This window comes from Streptococcus sp. NSJ-72 (genome assembly GCF_014334035.1).
Lineage (GTDB): Bacteria > Bacillota > Bacilli > Lactobacillales > Streptococcaceae > Streptococcus > Streptococcus constellatus.
In genome coordinates this window covers 714,158-734,624 of the sequence record NZ_CP060489.1, presented here as the reverse complement: position 1 = coordinate 734,624, position 20,467 = coordinate 714,158, and the positions used below count along the sequence as shown (strand labels likewise).

Annotated in this window: 16 protein-coding genes and 2 pseudogenes; 1 reads left to right on the top strand and 17 read right to left on the bottom strand. The window is 37.7% G+C overall.

The features are described 5' to 3' along the window. The first annotated feature begins 37 nt into the window (after positions 1–37). Positions 38–751, top strand: a complete 714-nt coding sequence (gene treR / locus H8787_RS03675) for a trehalose operon repressor (protein WP_115262922.1) — start codon at positions 38–40, stop codon at positions 749–751. A gap of 54 nt (positions 752–805) precedes the next feature. Here treR and H8787_RS03670 read toward each other — a convergent pair whose 3' ends face one another. The 17 genes and pseudogenes from H8787_RS03670 to typA form a co-directional block, all read right to left on the bottom strand. Further along, the gene (locus H8787_RS03670; RefSeq protein ID WP_187328253.1) at positions 806–2,146 is read right to left on the bottom strand and encodes a hemolysin family protein; all 1,341 of its coding nucleotides are present in this window, start codon (positions 2,144–2,146) and stop codon (positions 806–808) included. A gap of 113 nt (positions 2,147–2,259) precedes the next feature. Next, positions 2,260–3,906 carry a phosphoenolpyruvate carboxykinase (ATP) gene (locus tag H8787_RS03665; protein WP_187328252.1) on the bottom strand — a complete coding sequence of 549 codons (1,647 nt, stop codon included), beginning with the start codon at positions 3,904–3,906 and terminating at the stop codon, positions 2,260–2,262. Positions 3,907–4,152: 246 nt separating this feature from the next. Then, positions 4,153–5,277, bottom strand: a complete 1,125-nt coding sequence (locus tag H8787_RS03660) for an AI-2E family transporter (RefSeq protein ID WP_187328251.1) — start codon at positions 5,275–5,277, stop codon at positions 4,153–4,155. Between the two features lie 481 nt (positions 5,278–5,758). After that, positions 5,759–8,551, bottom strand: coding sequence for an isoleucine--tRNA ligase (ileS, locus tag H8787_RS03655; RefSeq protein ID WP_187328250.1), 2,793 nt, complete (start codon positions 8,549–8,551; stop codon positions 5,759–5,761). 263 nt (positions 8,552–8,814) lie between these two features. Beyond that, positions 8,815–9,576: a DivIVA domain-containing protein gene (locus tag H8787_RS03650; protein ID WP_003070139.1), complete on the bottom strand. Its 762-nt coding sequence runs from the start codon at positions 9,574–9,576 to the stop codon at positions 8,815–8,817. Between the two features lie 9 nt (positions 9,577–9,585). Beyond that, entirely contained in the window at positions 9,586–10,377 is a 792-nt protein-coding gene (locus tag H8787_RS03645) for an RNA-binding protein (RefSeq protein WP_187328249.1), read from the bottom strand. A gap of 4 nt (positions 10,378–10,381) precedes the next feature. Then, complete coding sequence (locus H8787_RS03640; protein WP_003028359.1) at positions 10,382–10,645, bottom strand: YggT family protein; 264 nt, start codon at positions 10,643–10,645, stop codon at positions 10,382–10,384. A 4-nt stretch (positions 10,646–10,649) separates the two neighbouring features. Beyond that, positions 10,650–11,015, bottom strand: a pseudogene (locus H8787_RS03635) (cell division protein SepF); the annotation flags it as partial. 86 nt (positions 11,016–11,101) lie between these two features. Continuing rightward, a pseudogene (locus H8787_RS10265) lies at positions 11,102–11,192 on the bottom strand (cell division protein SepF); the annotation flags it as partial. 9 nt (positions 11,193–11,201) lie between these two features. Continuing rightward, a complete protein-coding gene (locus H8787_RS03630; RefSeq protein ID WP_187328248.1) occupies positions 11,202–11,873 on the bottom strand; it encodes a YggS family pyridoxal phosphate-dependent enzyme in 672 nt (223 codons plus the stop codon). A gap of 1 nt (position 11,874) precedes the next feature. Beyond that, positions 11,875–13,149 carry a cell division protein FtsZ gene (gene ftsZ / locus H8787_RS03625; RefSeq protein ID WP_003070147.1) on the bottom strand — a complete coding sequence of 425 codons (1,275 nt, stop codon included), beginning with the start codon at positions 13,147–13,149 and terminating at the stop codon, positions 11,875–11,877. Positions 13,150–13,167: 18 nt separating this feature from the next. After that, positions 13,168–14,553 carry a cell division protein FtsA gene (gene ftsA, locus H8787_RS03620; RefSeq protein WP_187328247.1) on the bottom strand — a complete coding sequence of 462 codons (1,386 nt, stop codon included), beginning with the start codon at positions 14,551–14,553 and terminating at the stop codon, positions 13,168–13,170. A 122-nt stretch (positions 14,554–14,675) separates the two neighbouring features. Next, on the bottom strand, positions 14,676–15,734 hold the full coding sequence (locus tag H8787_RS03615) for a cell division protein FtsQ/DivIB (protein ID WP_039676713.1): 1,059 nt from the start codon (positions 15,732–15,734) through the stop codon (positions 14,676–14,678). Beyond that, the gene (locus H8787_RS03610) at positions 15,731–16,801 is read right to left on the bottom strand and encodes a UDP-N-acetylglucosamine--N-acetylmuramyl-(pentapeptide) pyrophosphoryl-undecaprenol N-acetylglucosamine transferase (protein ID WP_049476515.1); all 1,071 of its coding nucleotides are present in this window, start codon (positions 16,799–16,801) and stop codon (positions 15,731–15,733) included. The genes H8787_RS03615 and H8787_RS03610 overlap by 4 nt, the downstream gene beginning before the upstream one ends. Before the next feature lies 1 nt (position 16,802). Next, on the bottom strand, positions 16,803–18,155 hold the full coding sequence (murD, locus tag H8787_RS03605; protein ID WP_187328246.1) for a UDP-N-acetylmuramoyl-L-alanine--D-glutamate ligase: 1,353 nt from the start codon (positions 18,153–18,155) through the stop codon (positions 16,803–16,805). Positions 18,156–18,234: 79 nt separating this feature from the next. After that, the gene (locus tag H8787_RS03600) at positions 18,235–18,513 is read right to left on the bottom strand and encodes a DUF3165 family protein (RefSeq protein ID WP_003070154.1); all 279 of its coding nucleotides are present in this window, start codon (positions 18,511–18,513) and stop codon (positions 18,235–18,237) included. Positions 18,514–18,577: 64 nt separating this feature from the next. Further along, positions 18,578–20,419, bottom strand: coding sequence for a translational GTPase TypA (gene typA, locus H8787_RS03595; RefSeq protein WP_003070156.1), 1,842 nt, complete (start codon positions 20,417–20,419; stop codon positions 18,578–18,580). Positions 20,420–20,467: the final 48 nt, after the last annotated feature.

Below are 20,467 nucleotides of genomic sequence, written 5' to 3'. Positions count from 1 at the left end.
ATAGTTGTATGATAAAAAACAAACAAGTGAGGGGATTATGAAGAAATATGAACAAATTTTTAAATTCATAGAACAAGATATTCTAAATGAAAAATATCAAGTTAATGATTATCTCCCTAGCGAGCATGAACTCGTCCAAACCTACAAAGTCAGCCGTGATACCATTCGCAAGTCACTTGATTTACTTCAAAAAGCTGGTCTTATCCAAAAACTGAAAGGGCAGGGCTCTAAAGTTACTAAACAAGAACAGATTGACTTTCCTGTCTCCAATCTGACTAGTTACCAAGAACTCGTGCAACAGCATGGGATAAATTCTAAAACAAATGTCATTCAGTTAGAAAAAATCACGGTTGATAAAAAGTTATCCAATCTCACAGGCTTTCCTGAATACCGTCTGGTATGGCGAATTGTCCGCCAGAGAGTAGTCGATGACGTCGCTTCCGTCTTAGATATTGATTACCTTGATAAGAGCCTTGTCCCTTCCATGACTCGAGAAATAGCAGAACAATCGATTTATGCTTATCTAGAAGGAAAACTAGGGCTGCACATTGCTTATGCCCAAAAAGAAATCACAATTGATCCAGCTACGAACCGCGATAAAATTTTGATGGACATTGAAAATGATCAACATGTCGTTTCTGTTAAGTCCAAAGTCTATCTTACAGATGGACAGCAATTCCAATTCACAGATAGTCGCCATAAACTGGAAAAATTCCGTTTTATTGACTTTGCTAAGCGACAAAAACGATAACTCCCCCTCAGAAATACCACTTTCACAACTTAAAAAAACTAAAAGAAGCTGAGATTATTTCTCAACTTCTTTTTCTTCTTCTACTATTTCAGAGACTTCTACTTTGAGTTTTGTCACACGTCCATTTTTCACTTTATCATTGGTTAAAATGAGCTTTTTATTCTGACTTTCTACTTCATAACTCAAACGTTCCTTAGCATCCGGTATGGAGCCAACGCCCGTCAGATAATAACCAGCAATCGTATCAACATCATCACTTTCCAGTTCCATTTCAAAATACTCATTAAAATCATTCAAACTCATGGTTCCAAGGACAAAGTAAGTATGCTCAGAAACCTGATACACTTCTACTTCAGCCTTATCTGTTTCATCATCTATCTCGCCAACAATCTCTTCCAATAAGTCTTCAAGCGTTACTAAGCCAGACATACCACCATATTCATCTAGCAATATTGCCATTTGATTTTGAGTATTCCGCAACTCTGTCAACAAGTCATCTACAAAAATCGTTTCTGGCACAAAAAGTGGCTCTTGCAAAATCTTTCGCAGCACAATGTTATCAAAACCATTGGTAAAAGCCTCATTTAATAGACGCTTGGTGTGAATCAGTCCAATAACATTGTCTTTATCATCATCATAAACCGGAATCCGTGAAAAGTTCTGCTTCAAAATGCTTTCAATAATTTCCTTGGTATCATCATTGATGTCCACCATAAAAGCATCTGTACGAGGAACCATCACTTCACGCGCCATCATCTCATCTAGTGAAAAAATTCCTTGCAACATTTCAATCTCATCAGCATCCAGGGTTTCTTCACTATTCGTTAGCATATATTCAATCTCATCACGAGTCATTTTCTCATCAGCATCGTCAAAGGTCATCGGCGTTATCCGACTAAGCAGATTAGTGGAGGCTGATAAAAGCCAAACAAAGGGACCAACAATTTTCCCTAAGAAAATGATAACTGGTGCTGTATGAACTGCTAGAGCATCTTTGAGATTCAAAGCAATTCTCTTTGGATATAATTCCCCAAAAACAATAGAAACATAAGTCAAAATAGCAACAGATAAGAAGCTTGCAATCGCTCTTGCTGTCTCAGAATTTCCCATCCAAGAAGCAATTTCCCGACCGAGTGTATTAGCCAAACTAGCTCCTGATAAAATTGTAATCAAAGTAATTCCAACTTGAATGGTGGATAAAAAGTGATTAGGTTTTTCCAAGACTTTCAATAAGCGAATATATTTTGCATCGCCTTCTTCAGCCTTTTGTTCCACACGAGCGCGGTTTAAAGACACCATCGCCATCTCAGCTGCTGAAAAAAAGGCGTTTAATAGTGTTAAAACCAATAATAGTAAAGCTTGCAGTAACAAGGTCTGACTGCTAGGGTCTTCCATGAATGTTCTCTCCTCATATATAAGTAATCTTAATTATAGCATACTTTTTGACTTCTTGCACAAGGAGTATTAAAAAGAAAAATTTGGAAGGAAATTACAAAGAAAATTATTTATTAAGATTCTAAATTTTGCAAAACGGTTTCCAGGCGTGAGATTGCATCAACAGGAAGCGCCGTTTTCGGGTATTTTTGGTTGAAAGCAAGCAAGAAATTTAACCGTACCTGCATTCTTTCTCTGATTAATTGTTTATAGCGAGAATCAAAACTTGGAACAGGATAGCCCTCACATTCCATATATTCAAAACCTTCCAACGAGCCAAATGGTTTAAAAATTGCCTCTTCATCAACAATTTTTTCAATAATACTCAGACTAATCTCTTTTGAAATTCCTTTTCCCATATAAAATCCAGTATTGATAATATAACAGTCGACACCAGATTCAAAAAGGCTGCGAAATTTCCGATAGTCTTCTACCAATGGATACACTCTAAATGGATTAGCATAAGGTTCAATCACCAAATCATCATGCTTGCCAATCACATTTTCAGCGTTAGAACGCTTGGTCATCAATGTACACCCCATCGTAGAAGCCATCAGCGGATCATTGATTTTAACTAAAGGCGGGAGAGAATCGTCTTTCATAATCCAGAAAATAGCTTGGATAGATTCATCAATTCGATCGACCCGATTTGGCGTTGCAAAACGAGACTTGACTGTCCGACCATTTCCGTTTCGAATATCTTCTGTCACTAATTTTTTTAATCCATTGTCATCTAGTGTTACACCACAATTCTGAACGGTCACAAAGAAATCTTGTTCCTTATGTCCAATTGGATAATCATTCGTTTTATCAAAGTAGGATGGTTCCAAAGCAATGGACGAGCCATCTTTTATAGAAATAATAAAAGCGTCATCATGCAAAACCTTAATATCATATTTTCCATTGTGTTTGGCATGTGTCAGTGTGGATTTCCCTGAACCAGATAAACCAAAGAAAGAAGCTACATAATCTTGTTTATCCGCTTCTTGTTTAAAAATTTTCAAGCCGCCATGACACGCCACATAACCATTTCTGGCAGCTGTTGCCCAAGCTAAGGTTAAGGTTGCTTTTTTTAACTCACCAAAGTAATTTAAGCCCAGAATAGTAACACAATTATGCCGAGTGTCAAAATAAACCAATCCTTCAGGATAATCCGGATGTTTCCATTTTGGATCGAAAAAGACAAATATATCATTTTCATCATACTTTTTAGAAGCTCTCAACCGATTTTTAAATTCTTCATCTAAAATTTGGAAATTTAAAAGCCATGAATACAAATTATTGATTTCATCCTCGGGAACCATGAGATGAGCACAAGCCATAAAAGCCTCATCAAGCCCCACAACTGCATCTGCCTTATAAAATCTCCGATGATGAGCCTGGTAGATTGCACTACGTACAATTGAAAGCAGCCTTTCATCTTCCTCACTGTCTCTACCAAAAATCCGTCGAGCCTCAGCCGTTCGACCAACAACTGCGCCAGAATTCGTTAATAAAACACGAGCATAAGAAGGTAAGCCCAGTTCCTTCGTATGAATCACGGGCATATCTAAAACAATTGTCCCAGCAGCTGCGGAAGCCAATTGATAAGCTTCTTCTACGGTTTTTATTGCAACAACCTGATTTTCATAAAAAGCTGTTTCAATGATTGCCTTCAAAGGAGAGAAATAAGAAGAATCTTTTCTTATTTCCTGCGGAGAATATTTACGACGTGTTACCATAAGTGCACCTCCTCTATCTTATTAGTTCTATTTTAGCATAAAAATACATTTTTAGTTTTAATAAAACGCATTATAAAAAAGAAGTCTTTTCCAGCTCGGAACGTAATTCAGATAACTTTAAAACAAAAAGTCTGGGATACAAATTTCCCAAACTCTTACAAGATATTGTTTTTATAACGAAGCGCAGTAGTTGAGAGTGGGCTGACAAAATCAATTGCTTTCGCAATACCGATTTTGTTTCCCTTCTTACTTGTTGATAATCCCATACTCTTCGTTTTTCTTTTGTTCCTGTGTTGATCGGTGATTATCATATAAATTTGCTAGGAACTTCGCAATTTCTTTCAGAATGGAATAAGTTGGAATCGCTACAATCATCCCAACAATCCCATAGATATTACTCGACAAAAGTAAGAGAACCATAATGGTAATCGGATGCACCTTCATCACACCACCTACAATTCGTGGGTAGAGAATATTACCATCAATTTGTTGCACAATGAGCATATAAAGAACAGCAATGACCATTTTTTGAGGGTCCATAATCAAATAGGTAATAATCATTGGAATTAAACCAATACTTGGCCCAATATAGGGAATTAAATTTGCAATAGCAGAAAAAATAGCAAATACCAAAGCATACTTCAAACCAATGACGCTATAACCAATGAAAGCCAACGTTCCTATAATAAAAGCATCAATCGAAATCCCACTAATATATCGTGCAATCGTTGCATTTAGATTGGTCAACAGCTTACTGATATTCAGCTTATCTCGCTTCAGAACAGTTCTTTCCAACATCGGAAGCAATTTGTCTCCATCAATTAAGAAATAAACCAAGAAAATCGGTGTCATAATCAAGATTAAAAGCGTGTTTAAAACAGCTGACACAACACTTCCCAAGCTATTAGTTACACCGTTTAGGATATTTTGTAAAATATCCACATAAGATAAATTTAACTGCCGCAAGATTGATTGAATATTAAAGTTTTTAAATAATTCATTCTGAGAAAGTTGATTAATCCACTTTTGTAACCCTTCATAAACATCCTGAGTAGAATTGATCAAACTAGTCAACTGCGTAATTAAAATAGGCAAGAGATAAATGATACCCAAGGTAATAAGCCCAAACAAAAGCACCAAGGTAATTAAAACACCAAAAATCCGCTTAACTTTCAGTTCTTTCTCCAAAAATTTCACCAATGGATTGGTTACATAATATAAAAAGCCTGCGACAAGAAAAGGAATTAAAACCGTATTTAAAACACTCACAAAGGGGGAAATCAGACCTTCCATTTGTCGCCAGATAAAAAAGATAATTGTCAGTAGTAAGACTTCGGTGGTCCAAAAAAATAACTTACTTTTATGAAACATACAGTTCCTCCTAACAGCTATTCTATCATATTTTCCAGGAAAAATGAGTGCTTTTTTAAAAATGAATCAAATTATTTTTTAAGAAGATGTACTTCTATCTCACAATTCCAAAAACTAGTTCATTTTTCTCGCTTGCTTATAAATCATGATAACATAGACTCGTGATTCTAGAATAAAGGGTTCGCTAATAGATTTAAATGCAAATTTTTCATACAAACCAACAACCTACTCTTGCTCCTCTATCCGAATCTCTCTTTCAAGCCATTTTTCAGCACAAGTCTCCGGATTAACTTGCACCCAAGTCCTTGACTGCGAGCAAATGTCGCCGTTAGAACACAACCAAAGTAAATAGTTTCTCTCTTTCAAATATTCTCGTTATACAAAAAACTAAGCCCAAGTTAGTAAAAACGTTGAGCTTAATCTTTTCTGTTATTGTTCATTCCTTTATGTTGACCAGAGACTAAGTGTGTGCTCAGTCTCTTTATTTCGTTTCAAAACCTTCTGCAAGCACTTGCGCAAAATGTTCTTCAACAATTTCTGCACAGTGATCACAAACAATTGCATGATAGCTACGTTCTGTGACTGTTTCATCTACTCGACGGCAACGTTCACAAACTTGACCTACTGCATGCTCTACTGTAAAAGCTACATCCTCGAAAGCAACCGCATTTTCCGGGGCTATTTCATCTGCAATTGTTAATTCGGAAACAATGAGAAGTTGAGCAACATCACTATTAATCGCTTCAAGCAATGTTCTCACTACTTCATTTGGATAAACCGTTAAGTGAGCTTCCAAGGATTTTCCAATAACCTTTTCATTACGTGCTTCTTCCAAAGCTTTTTGAGCTTGACTGCGGAAGTTCATAAAGGCTGTCCAAGTATCCAACAGTTCTTCCTCATTAGGGAAAGTCTGCGCATCTGGCAATTCCGCTAACTGAACAAACACTTCAGGTTCATGCTCTAAGTAAGACCAGATTTCCTCTGCTGTATGTGGAATAATAGGAGTCAACAATTTTGTAATGTTTACTAGAATATCATAAAAGACGGTTTGCATTTGACGACGTTCTAATGATTTAGCTGCTTCAATGTAAACAACATCTTTTGCAAAATCAAGATAGAAAGCTGATAAATCAACTGTCACAAAGTTTACAATTGCTTTATAAATATCTAAAAATTCAAAGTCCGCATAAGCTTTACGAATGGTCTGAATAAGTTGATTAAAACGAACCATCATATATTTATCAACGGAGCGAAGATCATCGTAAGCAACAGTATCTTCTTTCGGATTGAAATCAGATGTATTGGCTATCAAGAAACGGAGGGTGTTCCGAATCTTACGGTAAGTTTCAGAAACTTGGCTCAAAATATCCATAGAGATACGAACGTCGTTACTAGAGTCTACACTCGTTACCCAGAGCCGCAAGATTTCCGCACCAAATTGTTTTTCAACATCACTTGGAGCAATCGTGTTGCCGAGAGACTTCGACATTTTCTCGCCTTTACCGTCCAAAGCAAATCCTTGTGAAAGAATTTGTTTGTAAGGGGATACACCATGATTGGCAACCGATGTGATAAGTGATGAGTTGAACCAACCACGATACTGGTCTGAACCTTCAAGATACAGGTCAGCAGGATAAGTCAATTCTGGGCGATTCACAACTACGCCATTCCAGGAAGAACCTGAATCAAACCACACATCCATAATATCTGTTTCTTTAGTGAATATACCATTCGGTGATCCTGGATGAGTAAATCCTTCTGGAAGTAAGTCTTTCGCTTCCCGTTGCCACCAAACAATCGAACCATGAACAGCAAAAAGTTCTGCCACATGCTCAATCGTTTCTTCTGTCATAACCGGTGTCCCATCCTCTGCATAGAAGATTGGAAGTGGCACTCCCCAAGCACGTTGACGAGAGATAACCCAGTCGCCACGGTCACGAATCATGTTGTAAAGACGCACTTTTCCCCATTCTGAGTGGAATTTAACCTTTTCAATCTCATCCAAGATTTCTTGACGGAATTTTGATACAGATGCAAACCACTGTGGTACGGCACGCCAGATGATTGGTTTTTTCGTACGCCAGTCAAATGGGTAAGAGTGAGAGATTTCTTCTTGAGCAAGGAGCAAGTCACCAAGTTTCTCAATAACAGTTGGTGCAACCTTGTCATAGAATTGGCCTTCAAAGTCAGGACCAGCATTTTCCATCATGATACCGCGTTCGTTAACAGTGACAAACACTTCCAAGCCGTTGGCAACACCGACATTATAGTCGTCCTCACCAAAGCCTGGTGCTGTATGGACAATACCAGTACCAGAATCTGTTGTAACATGGTCACCAAGGATGACAAGTTCTTCTACTTCAATATCCCACGGGTGTTCCGTCACGATGTGGTTCAACTCTTGACCACGGTAAGTAGCCAACACTTGAACATCAATCCAGCCAAATTTCTCAGATAAGCTATTCAACAATTCAGACGCTACAATAAACTTGCGAGTTTCACCTGCTGGCTGTACCAAAACATAATCAATATCTGCACCCACTGTCAACCCACGAGAAGCTGTGACGGTGAATGGAGTTGTGGTCCATACAACAATGTAAGTATCTGTATCTAGAACGCCTTTTCCATCTTTAACTTTGTTGGCGTAGTAAAGTGAAGTTGAAACCAAATCATGGTATTCAATCTCTGCTTCAGCCAGGGCTGATTCAGATGACCAAGACCAGTAAACTGGTTTCGCACCACGGTAGATATAGCCTTTTTTCGCCATTTCTCCAAAAACACGAATTTGAGCAGCTTCATAGTCTGGAGTCAAAGTCACATATGGATGTTCCCAGTCACCTGAGACACCTAGGCGTTTGAAATCTTCACGTTGTTTATCCACTTGACTCAGTGCATAATCACGACAAAGCTTTAAATATTCTGCCAAATCCATTTCTTTTCGTTTCACACCTTGCTTCGCTAGAACTTGCTCAATTGGAAGACCATGCGTATCCCACCCTGGAATGTAAGGTGCATAATAGCCAGACATTGATTTTGAACGCACAATAATATCTTTTGAGATCTTATTCATAGCATGACCAACATGGATATTTCCATTGGCATATGGAGGTCCATCATGAAGTGTGAAATGCGGTTTTCCTTCATTCAATTCTTGACGGCGTTGATACAATTTTGCATCTTCCCATTCTTTTTGCCAAAGAGGTTCTTTATTCGGCAAACCAGCACGCATTGGAAAAGCTGTTTTTCCAAGATTAAGAGTTTCCTTTAATTTCATAAGTTCTCCTTTTTCATATTAGTAACATATTAAAATAAAAAAACCACAAATTCATCCAAAGGACGAAAATTCGTGGTACCACCTTCATTTAGACAAGAATAATATTCCTATCCCTCTTACTCGTAACGTGAGTTAAGCGCTAAATCTTACTGTTTTTCAGATCTAAGTTTGTAAAATGATAATCCTAACAAAAGGGATTACAGATCTCTCACCGTCACCTGCTCGCTGCGAATATTTTGTTAGCATCTTGTTTTTACATTTTCTTATAAAATATCTACTGATTCTGTTGAGTTCTCATCATTTGTTAAATGCAAACCCAAAACAGACTCGTCTAAAGTTTCAAATGCTTGTGTTTCTGCTAATTCACGATTTGCTTCTTCAATGCGTTGCTGTAGTTCTTCTATTTCTTCCGGAGAAAATTGACGTGTCAGATCAATTTCATCTTCTTCTGCTGTCTCAACAACTTCCCCTAGAGCTGATTGAACAACTTCTTTAAAAGCTTCATCGCTTGTTTGCAAGTAAGTAGCTGTTGGACGAAGAATATCTTCCCATTCTGAAGAATTCACAATGCTTAATTGACTTTCAATTGTTGATTTTAAACGTTGGTGGAAGACACGCGTTTTATTTTTCAACTCTTCTGTTTCAACAGCCACTTTCTTAGCATTATCTGTCGCTTGACGAAGAATTTCATTAGCCTTGTATTTTGCCTCATCCAACAAATGTTGGGCTTCTTGCTCAGCTTTATGAACAATGTTTTCAGAACGGTCATTTGCCGCTTGTTTCACACGTTCTGCTGTATCTTGTGCAATCAATACAGACTGGCTAAGGGAATCCTTCATCTCGTCAAAGTAAGTCAAACGTTCTTCCAGATTTTTAATTTTTGACTCTTGCTCATGATTCACACGAACCAAATCTTCATAATCTTGGACAATGATGTCAAGAAATTCATCTACTTCGTCAACATCATATCCTCTAAATTTGTGAGCAAAAGCTTTATCTTTAATTTCTAATGATGTAATAGCCATATTTTCTCCTTACTTACTAGACAATAATTCAACAGTTAATTTGTACTTTCCATTTTTTGAAAAGTCATTTTCTCTTAAAACTTTTACTCTTCCATATCCTCGTACACTAATCAAGTCATTTAATAACAAATGATGACTAGGATTATCCAACATAGAATAATTTACCCTAACTTGCTTTGTTGCTATCAACTTAGTCGCAACACTTCGTGACAAACGAAATGAAGCAGCTAAGACTTTATCCAAACGCATACTAGAAACAAGCACATCTCTTAGCTTTGAATCTGCTTGAACAGCTATCAGTTGTGAAAAATCCACTTGTTTCAATTTTACAGATGTCTTTGCTATCCTTGAGATATGATCGATGAAAAATTGAGTAAATTTTCTATCTACCATAATTTGTACTCTACCAGAAGCAACAAGAATATCACCAAAAACTTTGCGCTCAATTCCTAATTGATTCAGCACTGTTCCCATTATTTGCGAATGGGTTAAGTGGTGAAATTTATTCGCATAGCTGATTTCTAACAGATCTATTTCAAAATCACTTACTTGCAACTCATAGTAGAGAGGAGCAATAATGACTTTAGCCAATTCACTCGTATAATAATCCGAACTTGAAAATATTTGCAATTGCAAATGATTTCCAAGATTCCGTAAAATTTCAACTTGGTGTGGATTCACAAACGAAGTTACTTCAAAAGAATAAGAATCCTCAACTCGCTGCATCTTTTCTAAGCTTTTATCAACAAATTCACGATCTTCTTCTGTAAAATGTTGGTATAAATGTTTAATATTCCTCATGAATTTAAGCTAAAAGCAAAAGAGCATTCAAAATGATGCCAGAAACCAAATTCAAAAGAAAGATAACGATAAGAATCGTCCAATCAAGACCAGCAAATTGTAAATTGAAACGTTGAAATGGTTTCAAAACAGGCTCTACTATCCGTAAAATCAACTGACCAAGTGATGTTTGATAGGCACCTGGAAACCAAGATAAGAGAGCATACACCACTAAAATAAATGAATACACTCTTACCAAATTATAAAGTATATTTACAATCCAAACCATGTTTTTATCTACGTTTCATATCAAAATCAAATTCGCCACTTTGTAAATCCTCAGGTAATTTCAAATCCTCAACATTTACAACAACATTGATTGGTGTTAAAAGGTACATTGTACTTGCAACTTTTTTTATATTTCCTGCAAGCACATAACGAGCACCATCCAAATAATCCAAACAACGACGAGCTTGCACTTCTGTCATATATTGAAAATCAATCAAAATGCTTTCATTAACAATTAACAAATCAACAATTTCAGTTGTTTCTTCATATTTTCTTGGATAACGAACATTGATTGTCACTTTGTCATCTGAAATTGTCCGATGTTGTGCCAATTCTTGCTGACGTGCATGCAGACGAGTAATGTTCTCATTTGCTCCCGACTTTGTAGAAGATTGTGAAGAGCTACTCGCTGTATGTACTAGTCTTTCTTTGGTAGGTGTAGATTGATTACTCACACGCGGTGGCAACTCTGGCGTTTGAACGCTTGCGTCTTCACCATCTTCTGTAAAGTAATCAATGAATTTATCAAATCTATCTTTAAGAGACATAATACTTTCCTATTTAAAAAATGCGGTACCAATTCTGACAAAAGTCGAACCATTTGCAATGGCTATTGCATAATCGCGGCTCATTCCCATACTTAAATCAGTAAAAGGCATGTTGGGTAACTGTTTACGTTGTAATCTTTTTTGTAATTGATTAGCTTGTTGGAAAATAGCATTTAATTCAGCCTCATTCGCTTCAAATGGTGCCATTGTCATCAAACCAACAATCTGAATCTTTTCAAGTTTTTCTAGCTCAGGTAAAATAGTATCAATTTCCTCTACAGTAAAACCATGTTTACTGGCTTCTTTGGAAATATTGACTTGTAAAAAGCATTTAATGATATGCTCTGCTCTTTTGTTGATTTCTTGAGCTAATTTTACTGAATCCAAGGCATGGAAATAGTCTACATAGTTAATGACATCTTTCACTTTTCGCCTTTGAAGCGTACCAATTAAGTGCCAAATCACATGTTCATCTTGTAGATCCTGATATTTATCTAGAAACTTATCTACTCGATTTTCACCGATATGATGAATCCCTGCTTTAATCAGTTTTTTAGCAGTAGAGCTGTCAACATATTTGGTGACAGCTATTACTTCTACTGATTTTTCTGAGCGATTAACTTGTTGTGTAGCCTGTGCTACATTCTCCAAAATTTGAGATGTATTCTTTTCTAAATCCATTTTAGCGGTTTTTAAAGAATGGTGGTGTTTCTAATTCATCGTCATCAGAACTAGTATCTTCATAACGTTCTACAGCTGGTGTAGTATTCGTTTCTGTTGAACGAACAATATTTTCACGACGCAAATCCCAGTCACCAAATGCTGAAACTTTTGGGCTTTCTGCTCGTTGATGGCTTGGCTTTGGTACTTCAAGATTTTCAGTCAAGTCAAAGTTACGATCGTAGCCTTGAGTTCCTCGAGAATTACGATTTCCACGAACTGCAGTTGAATAAGAATTTTGTTGAGAAACTGGGCGAACACCACTTACTCGATCAATTTTTTCTTGACGAACACCTGTTGCAACAACTGTCACACGAATTTCATCTTTCATACTATCATCAATAGATGTTCCTAGCCAGATATTCACACCATGACCAGCTGCCTGATTGACAATTTCTGATGCTTCTTCTGCTTCAATCAAAGTCATATCAAGCCCACCTGTAACATTTATGATAACATCTTCAGCTCCATCAATCGTTGTTTCAAGAAGTGGTGAATAGATAGCCTTACGCGCAGCTTCAATAACACGTTCTTCACCACTACCAATACCAATTCCCATAAGAGCATCGCCTTTATTTGCCATAACTGTTTTCACATCAGCAAAGTCAAGGTTGATAAGTCCTGGGCTTGTAATCAAGTCTGTAATTCCTTGCACACCTTGTCGAAGGACATTGTCTGCCTCGCTCAAAGCTTCAAGCAGAGGGGTTTTCTTATCAACGATTTCAAGCAAATTATTGTTTGAAATGATGAGAAGCGTATCTACATGCTCACGAAGTTCATTGATGCCTTCAATTGCAAAGTTCCCGCGCTTACTTCCTTCAAAGCCAAATGGACGAGTGACAACTGCAACTGTTAAAGCTCCCAGTCCTTTTGCAATACGAGCAATAACCGGTGCAGCACCTGTACCAGAGCCACCGCCCATACCAGCTGTAATAAAAACCATATCAGCTCCTGTAAGAGCTTCTGTCAATGTTTCTTCGCTTTCTTCAGCCGCTTTACGACCGATTTCAGGCTGTCCTCCAGCACCAAGACCACGCGTCAACTTTGGACCAAGCTGAATGACTGTTTCTGCTTTTGAACCACTAAGAGCTTGAACATCTGTATTGGCAGCGATAAATTCAACGCCTGATACTCCTTCATCAATCATGCGGTTAATGGCATTGCCGCCACCACCACCGATACCAATAACTTTAATTACTGCTCCTTGTGTCGCAGCTGTATCAAATGAAAATGTCATAATGTATTACCTTCTCCTTTAATCAAACATATTACCAAGCAGATTTCGAACACGATCTGTCAATTTTTCTTTTGGCTGTTGAGATTGTGTTGGAAGTGGTTCTGGACATTCAACTTCTTCTACTGCTTCATCAACCAAAGCCGCAGTTGGCTGTTGTGGTTGAGTAAAGCGTTGCAACGGATTGAACGACTGACTTTGCTGTGTTGAACGAGAGAATTCAACTGGCTGATGCCGTAAAAGTTCATCACCATGAACAGCAGCTTGTGCTAGAACATCCACTTCAGATAAGTTTCCTGCATACTCTGATAAACTAATAACATGGGCAAACGCTGGATTACGAATACCGATTTGATTTGGAACATATAATTTAACGGGAACACCGAAAACTTCTTGTGCCAATTCAACCACGCCCGGCAAAATCGCACCGCCTCCAATAATAACAATACCACCTGGAAGCTCTAATAAATGTCTTCTCTCTAAATCTTGCTTGATTTGTTCAAAGATATGTTTAACACGCGCTGAAATAATTTCTGCTAAATAACGCTCTGTCACTTCAACTGGTTCCACTTCACCAATTACTTCCACTTGGAAAGACTCATTGCTAGCGGCAGGTACGTATGCTTCTCCATAGTTAAACTTCAAGCTCTCTGCCAACTTCTTAGATGTTTTTAAAACCTTAGAGATGTCTTTTGTAACATATTCGCCACCTTCTTGATAGATATTGGTAAATTGTAATTCTTGATTGCGAACAGAAGCTGCAGTTGTTTGGCCGCCCCCCATATCAATGACAGTTGCACCAAACTCACGCTCTCCTTCATTCAGAACGGATTTTGTCATAGCGAGCGGAGAAATGATAATGTTTTCAACTTGAACTCCTGCACGCTCAACCGTTTTTCTCAAATTATGAAGAATAGTACGTGGACCTGTATATAGAAGACCACGCATTTCTAAACGAATTCCCATCATTCCGCGAGGATCACGAATTCCTTGAAAACCATCTACGATGAATTCCTCTGGAATAAAGGTAATAACTTCCCGGTCTGGAGTCATACTTTTTGTCAAAGCAGATCGTACAACATTTTCAACATCTGCATCTGTAATTTCTTTCGTTTCACTTGTCACAGGAATCATACCTTGTGTTGCTTCAATCTGCAACAAGTTAGCAGGCAAACCAACATTCACCAACTTAATTGAAATCCCTGCTTTTTCCTCTGCTTGTGAAATTGCAGACTTTATAGCACTTGCTGCTGCTTCGATATCTACAATGATACCATCTTTGACACCAGCACTTTTGGCGTTACTAACCCCAATTACATTTAATTCATTGTTTACGTGTTCTGCTACCAAGACCTTAATGGAGCTTGTTCCGATATCTAATCCTGTAAAAAAGCCATCTCTAGCCATTAGACCATTCCTCTCTGTTTACCAAGTTTCTCACTTATCAATTTAACTATCAAAAAAGTATAGTTATTCAAAGCATATTATAACATAAAAATTTAAAAAGTGGTTAGATTTTCTGCATTATTTTAGCTAATTCGATAACTAAATATCCCTGCTTCCATATCCACAATACTTGCTTCGGTTAATTGTGGTTTAATTTTTTCATAATAAGGTAGCTTTTTGGCCACTTCTGACAGAGGAACTATAATTTTATTTCCATCTGTCATCATGAGAGTCAACAAATCCTCGGTCGCTTTACTTGGTGTATGCTGAACTGTTTGAATTTCCGATTTGATCGTATCGGAAATACCTGCTAATTGTCGCACAAATTTCTTAAGCATAGCTTTATCTGAAAAATCAAGTCTAATATAACTTTTAGGTAATTGTGATTTAGTAACTGGGTTAGCAATTTCTTCTCCGCTAGATAATACTGGAAAATATTGCTCTCCAGAATAATCATAAGCGACAACTTTATATTCTGTCACTTTAATTTTGAATGTAATGGGGAACCGGTACGTTATTTCTGCCTTTTCAGCCCATAAATTTGACTGTTTGATATTCTTAGCATGGGCTTTTTGGCTCAAATAGGTTGTCAAGGTGTAGTCCTCTTTTTGAATACTAGAAGCCTCCAGAACCTCTGTTTTGGACAGTTGCTTATTCCCCGTCACCTCTATATTCTTTAATTTTGAATAAGGACTAATAAAATAAACAGCTAAAATCAACAAAACAGAACTTAGAATCAAGACTGGAAGAGCACGGTAAACATGACGAGGAGCAATTTTTTCTCTAGTCTCTTTTTCATTTTGTTTGGCTTGTTTGCGCTCTGCTTTCTTCTTTTTTCTCAAGTCTGTTTTATCAAGAGGCTTATCTTGTTCTTCCTCAGAGAACTCTGTACTAGTGGATTCTTCCAAGTCTTCTGATTCTGCTTTTTGAGTATCAGATGTTACTTCTGGCTTTTCATCTTCCTCGCCTGCATCTAATTTCTCAGGATTTGGCAAATGCTGCTTTTTTTGCTCTGCCAGTTCTTTCTCTTTTTCAGCTTCTTCTTGAGCTTTTTTTTCAAGATATTCCTTGTTTCTTTTTTGCCACTCAGAAAGTTTTTCTGTCTCTTGTCCTTTCTGATCCTCTTGCTTCTTTTTTGTCATTTTCTTCCTTTATCTATGTCATTTTTTAAAAGGTTATAAAATTCATCTAACGATTTTATTTCTTGAGACTGTTTCATGGTTCGTTCATACATTTCTTTCCGCTCAAGCATTTCGGCAATCACTTTTTGTAGATTTTCAAAGTTTAGTTGACCCTCGTCCAACTTCTTAGCATAGCCTTTTTTTACAAAATAATCTGCATTTTCAATCTGATCACCACGACTTGCTTCTCGTCCCAAAGGAACAATCACATGGAGTTTTGCCATAGCCAATAACTCAAAAATAGTATTAGATCCGCCACGTGTTATAACGACATCTGCTAAGTTCATCAATGGTTGATAGAGATCTGTCACATAGGCAACCCGATAGAGATGATTGGATAATTCATCTAAATGAGCATCTCCTGATAAATTGATAACATTGTAGTGCTGAGTTAATTCTATTTTATTTTCCGTTACCAAATCATTAAAGACCTTAGCACCAGCCGATCCACCAACAAACAGAAGGGTCGGAAGATTTTTATCAAAATGTTGCTGAATCCTTTGAACCTGCTCATTTGGTGCAGTTATTTTTTCTCCTACTTTTGTTACAGCTCCTACATGTTCAATTTTTGTCAAAGCATGAGCTTGTTCAAAAGTCGAATACATTTTCGTAGCACATTTGTAAGCAATTTTATTGGCCAAACCAATCGAGAGGTCTGACTCATGCACATAAACTGGTACTCTAGATAAACGCGCTGCAATGACAGGAGGAACCGATACAAACCCCCCTTTGGAAAAGAGAACTTGTGGACGAACTTTTACCATAATCCCTAAAGATTGTAAAATCCCCCACGTTACTTTGAAAATATCCAGCATATTTTGCCAAGAAAAATAACGGCGTAGTTTCCCTGTCGCTATGGAATGAAAAGTTATATTCAATCCCAACTTCTGGATTTCTTTGTATTCAATCCCATGTTTGTCACCAATATAGTGAACTTGCCAGCCTGCGTCTAGGAATTTTGGAATGAGCAAAAGGTTTAGCGTCACATGACCAACTGTTCCTCCGCCTGTAAATATAATCTTTTTCATCTTAACCCTTTAATTCTTCAAATGTTGTAATAAATTCATCGCCCCGAACTTCAAAATTTGGATACATGTCCCAGCTAGCATTTGCAGGACTGAGCAGAACAATGTCGCCTGCTTGAGCTTCAGCAAAAGCTTTTCTAGTTGCATCTTTCACATCAGTAGCATCAATATAGCTAACATCTGCTTTAGCCGCTGCTCTCTTGACACGTGCTGCGGATTCTCCAAGAATAATCATTTTCTTCAATCCTTGAATATCTGGGATCAATTCGTCAAATTCGTTGCCACGATCCAGTCCACCAGCAATCAAGATAACCTTGCTATTCTCAAAACCAGATAAGGCTTTTTGTGTTGCTATAATATTTGTTGATTTGCTGTCATTATAAAATTTTACATGGTTCATTTCACCAACATATTGAAGGCGGTGTTTAACGCCACCAAAACCTGCCAATGTTTCTTTGATGACTTGATTTTCAATGCCACGTAGTTTTGCAACTGCAATAGTTGCGAGGGCATTTTCAACATTATGACTCCCTGGCACACCAAGCTCATCAGCTGCCATAATTGCCTCCCCACGAAACATCAAAACATTTCCCTCTAAGTAGGCACCATCTACTCTTTCTTTTGTTGAAAAGGGTACGACAGTCGCCTGTGTCTTTGCAGCCAACTCTTTCGCTAATGTTTGGTTGAAATTCAATACAAGAAAATCCGTTTTAGTCATATTGTTTTGAATGTTCCACTTAGCCGCTACATATTCCTCAAAAGAGCCATGATAATCAATATGAGTTGGCATCAGATTGGTAATCACTGCAATTTTTGGACGAAAGGTTTCAATGCCCATGAGTTGGAAAGAAGACAACTCCATGACCAAAGTATCATTTTTTGTTGCAGTTGTTGCAACTTGACTGGCTGGAAAACCAATATTCCCAGAAAGCAAACCATTTTGACCACCTGCAGTCAAAACTTCCGCAACCATTGTTGTCGTCGTTGTTTTTCCATTAGAACCCGTAATCCCAATAATTGGAGCATCTGAAATCAAATAGGCCAGTTCAACCTCAGTTATAACTGGAATTTTCTTTTCCAAAGCTCTTGCTACCATAGGATTGTCATAACGAATACCAGGATTTTTGACCATCAATTCAAACTCTTCATCCAAGAGTTCCAAAGGATGCCCACCTGTTACAACTTTGATTCCTTCTTCAAGGAGAGACTGAGCAGCAGGATTTTCCTCAAATGGCTTCCCGTCATTCACTGTAACAATCGCTCCTAACTTATCTAATAAACGAGCAGCAGATTCACCAGACTTGGCCAAGCCTAAAACTAAAACTTTCTTATTTGCAAAATTTGTAATGTGCTTCATAACACGCCTCTTTTTAATTCTTCTGTCTCTATTTTACCTTTTTTTCAGAAAATAAAAAAGCCTTTATGGCTTTTTATTCTTATCTGTCACGAAGTTTTGAGTGAAACGATATTTTTTTATCTTTTTGTGACAATTTTGAAATATCACGTAGCGAAAAATATGCTACGCCAATCATTGCAATTCCTATGAAAAATTCGGACGGTAATTGAAAAATTTGAAATACTGCTAATCCTAATAAAATGATAAAGGCTACTAGGGCAATCACTAAAACTACTACATTTAAAGTCCCTTTAATGCTTTGCGGAGCAGCAAAAATGTAAAATAACAGAATGAGAATCCCAAAGATTAAATAAAACATTTCTGCTCCTTTCTAGCCTATTTGCTTCTTTAATATATTAACAACGAAGCAAATCGTTCTTTCATTATTCAGCTGATTTTTTCTTTTTAGCAGCTTTGGCACGTTGATTTTTATCAAGAATTTGTTTCCGCAAACGGATCGATTCTGGTGTCACTTCCATGTATTCGTCATCATTCAAAAATTCGAGTGATTCTTCCAATGTCAAAATACGAGGTGTTTTTATAACCGCTGTTTGATCTTTCGTTGCAGAACGTACATTAGTCATTTGTTTGGCTTTTGTAATATTGACCGTCAAGTCGTTTTCACGTGAATTTTCACCAATAATCATTCCTTCGTAAACTTCTGTACCTGGATTGACAAAAATGGTTCCACGTTCCTCAATAGACATGATTGAATAAGTCGTTGCTTTTCCTGTATCAATCGAAACAAGAGCTCCGCGACGACGACCGCCAATCTCACCTGGAATCAATGGTAGGTATTGATCAAAAGTATGGTTCATAATCCCGTAACCACGCGTCATAGAAAGGAATTCAGTTGAGTACCCAATCAAACCACGTGCAGGAACAAGAAAAATCAAACGAGTCTGTCCATTTCCTGTTGATACCATATCTAGCATTTCACCTTTCCGTTCAGAAAGACTTTGGATAACCGAACCTTGATATTCTTCTGGAGTGTCAATTTGCACACGCTCAAATGGCTCACATTGCACACCGTCAATTTCTTTGACGATAACTTCTGGACGCGATACTTGTAACTCATAGCCTTCACGGCGCATGGTTTCGATTAGGATTGATAAGTGTAATTCCCCACGACCTGACACAATCCATTTATCTGGTGAGTCAGTCGGATCCACACGAAGTGAAACGTCCGTTTGCAATTCAGCCTGCAAGCGTTCTTCAACTTTCCGAGACGTTACCCATTTCCCTTCACGACCAGCAAATGGTGAATTGTTCACTAAGAAAGTCATTTGCAGTGTTGGCTCGTCAATGTGAAGAATCGGCAATGGTTCTACCACATCCGTCGGAGTAATGGTTTCACCAACGAAGATATCTTCCATACCAGATACAGCAATCAAATCACCCGCTTTGGCTTCGTCAATTTCACGACGCTCTAGCCCAAAGAAACCAAATAACTTGGTAACACGAAAGTTTTTCGTTGTGCCATCTAGTTTAGAAAGAGTAACTTGATCACCAACTTTCACCGTTCCGCGGAAAACACGACCAATCCCGATACGCCCCACAAAGTCATTGTAGTCCAAAAGAGAAACTTGGAATTGAAGGGGCTCATCTGAGTTATCAACTGGTGCTGGGATATGATCAATAATTGTATCAAAAAGTGGTGCCATAGTGTGTTCTTGGTCAGCTGGATCATCTGACATAGAAGATGTCCCATTAATAGCTGAAGCATAAACAACTGGGAAATCTAATTGGTCATCGTCAGCACCGAGTTCAATGAAAAGTTCAAGAACTTCATCCACGACTTCCGCTGGGCGAGCTGATGGTTTGTCAATCTTATTTACTACTACAATTGGTACAAGATCTTGTTCTAAAGCTTTTTTCAACACAAAACGAGTTTGTGGCATAGTTCCTTCATAAGCATCAACAACTAGAACAACCCCATCAACCATTTTCATGATCCGCTCAACTTCTCCACCAAAGTCCGCGTGCCCTGGCGTATCCATAATATTGATGCGAACACCATTATAAGCAACAGCTGTGTTCTTGGCGAGAATGGTAATCCCGCGTTCTTTTTCAAGATCGTTGGAGTCCATTGCTCGTTCTTGCAACTCTTTACGCTCATCCAATGTATGTGATTGCTTAAGCAACTCATCAACCAAGGTTGTTTTCCCGTGGTCGACGTGAGCAATAATAGCGATATTGCGAATGTCTTCTCTTAATTTTGTCATTTTGTCCTCTATATCTTATGTTTTATTTCTAACTGAACAATTATATCA

Bases quoted from the DNA above. Each gene is read 5' to 3' on its own strand.
- ftsA (WP_187328247.1), bottom strand. From the start codon at position 14,553: ATGGCTAGAGATGGCTTTTTTACAGGATTAGATATCGGAACAAGCTCC.
- H8787_RS03600 (WP_003070154.1), bottom strand. From the start codon at position 18,513: ATGTTTTATTTAATCTTTGGGATTCTCATTCTGTTATTTTACATTTTT.
- H8787_RS03645 (WP_187328249.1), bottom strand. From the start codon at position 10,377: ATGAGGAATATTAAACATTTATACCAACATTTTACAGAAGAAGATCGT.
- typA (WP_003070156.1), bottom strand. From the start codon at position 20,419: ATGACAAAATTAAGAGAAGACATTCGCAATATCGCTATTATTGCTCAC.
- ftsZ (WP_003070147.1), bottom strand. From the start codon at position 13,149: ATGACATTTTCATTTGATACAGCTGCGACACAAGGAGCAGTAATTAAA.
- H8787_RS03615 (WP_039676713.1), bottom strand. From the start codon at position 15,734: ATGACAAAAAAGAAGCAAGAGGATCAGAAAGGACAAGAGACAGAAAAA.
- ileS (WP_187328250.1), bottom strand. From the start codon at position 8,551: ATGAAATTAAAGGAAACTCTTAATCTTGGAAAAACAGCTTTTCCAATG.
- H8787_RS03670 (WP_187328253.1), bottom strand. From the start codon at position 2,146: ATGGAAGACCCTAGCAGTCAGACCTTGTTACTGCAAGCTTTACTATTA.
- H8787_RS03660 (WP_187328251.1), bottom strand. From the start codon at position 5,277: ATGTTTCATAAAAGTAAGTTATTTTTTTGGACCACCGAAGTCTTACTA.
- H8787_RS03610 (WP_049476515.1), bottom strand. From the start codon at position 16,801: ATGAAAAAGATTATATTTACAGGCGGAGGAACAGTTGGTCATGTGACG.
- H8787_RS03650 (WP_003070139.1), bottom strand. From the start codon at position 9,576: ATGGCTATTACATCATTAGAAATTAAAGATAAAGCTTTTGCTCACAAA.
- treR (WP_115262922.1), top strand. From the start codon at position 38: ATGAAGAAATATGAACAAATTTTTAAATTCATAGAACAAGATATTCTA.
- H8787_RS03630 (WP_187328248.1), bottom strand. From the start codon at position 11,873: ATGGATTTAGAAAAGAATACATCTCAAATTTTGGAGAATGTAGCACAG.
- H8787_RS03665 (WP_187328252.1), bottom strand. From the start codon at position 3,906: ATGGTAACACGTCGTAAATATTCTCCGCAGGAAATAAGAAAAGATTCT.
- H8787_RS03640 (WP_003028359.1), bottom strand. From the start codon at position 10,645: ATGGTTTGGATTGTAAATATACTTTATAATTTGGTAAGAGTGTATTCA.
- murD (WP_187328246.1), bottom strand. From the start codon at position 18,155: ATGAAGCACATTACAAATTTTGCAAATAAGAAAGTTTTAGTTTTAGGC.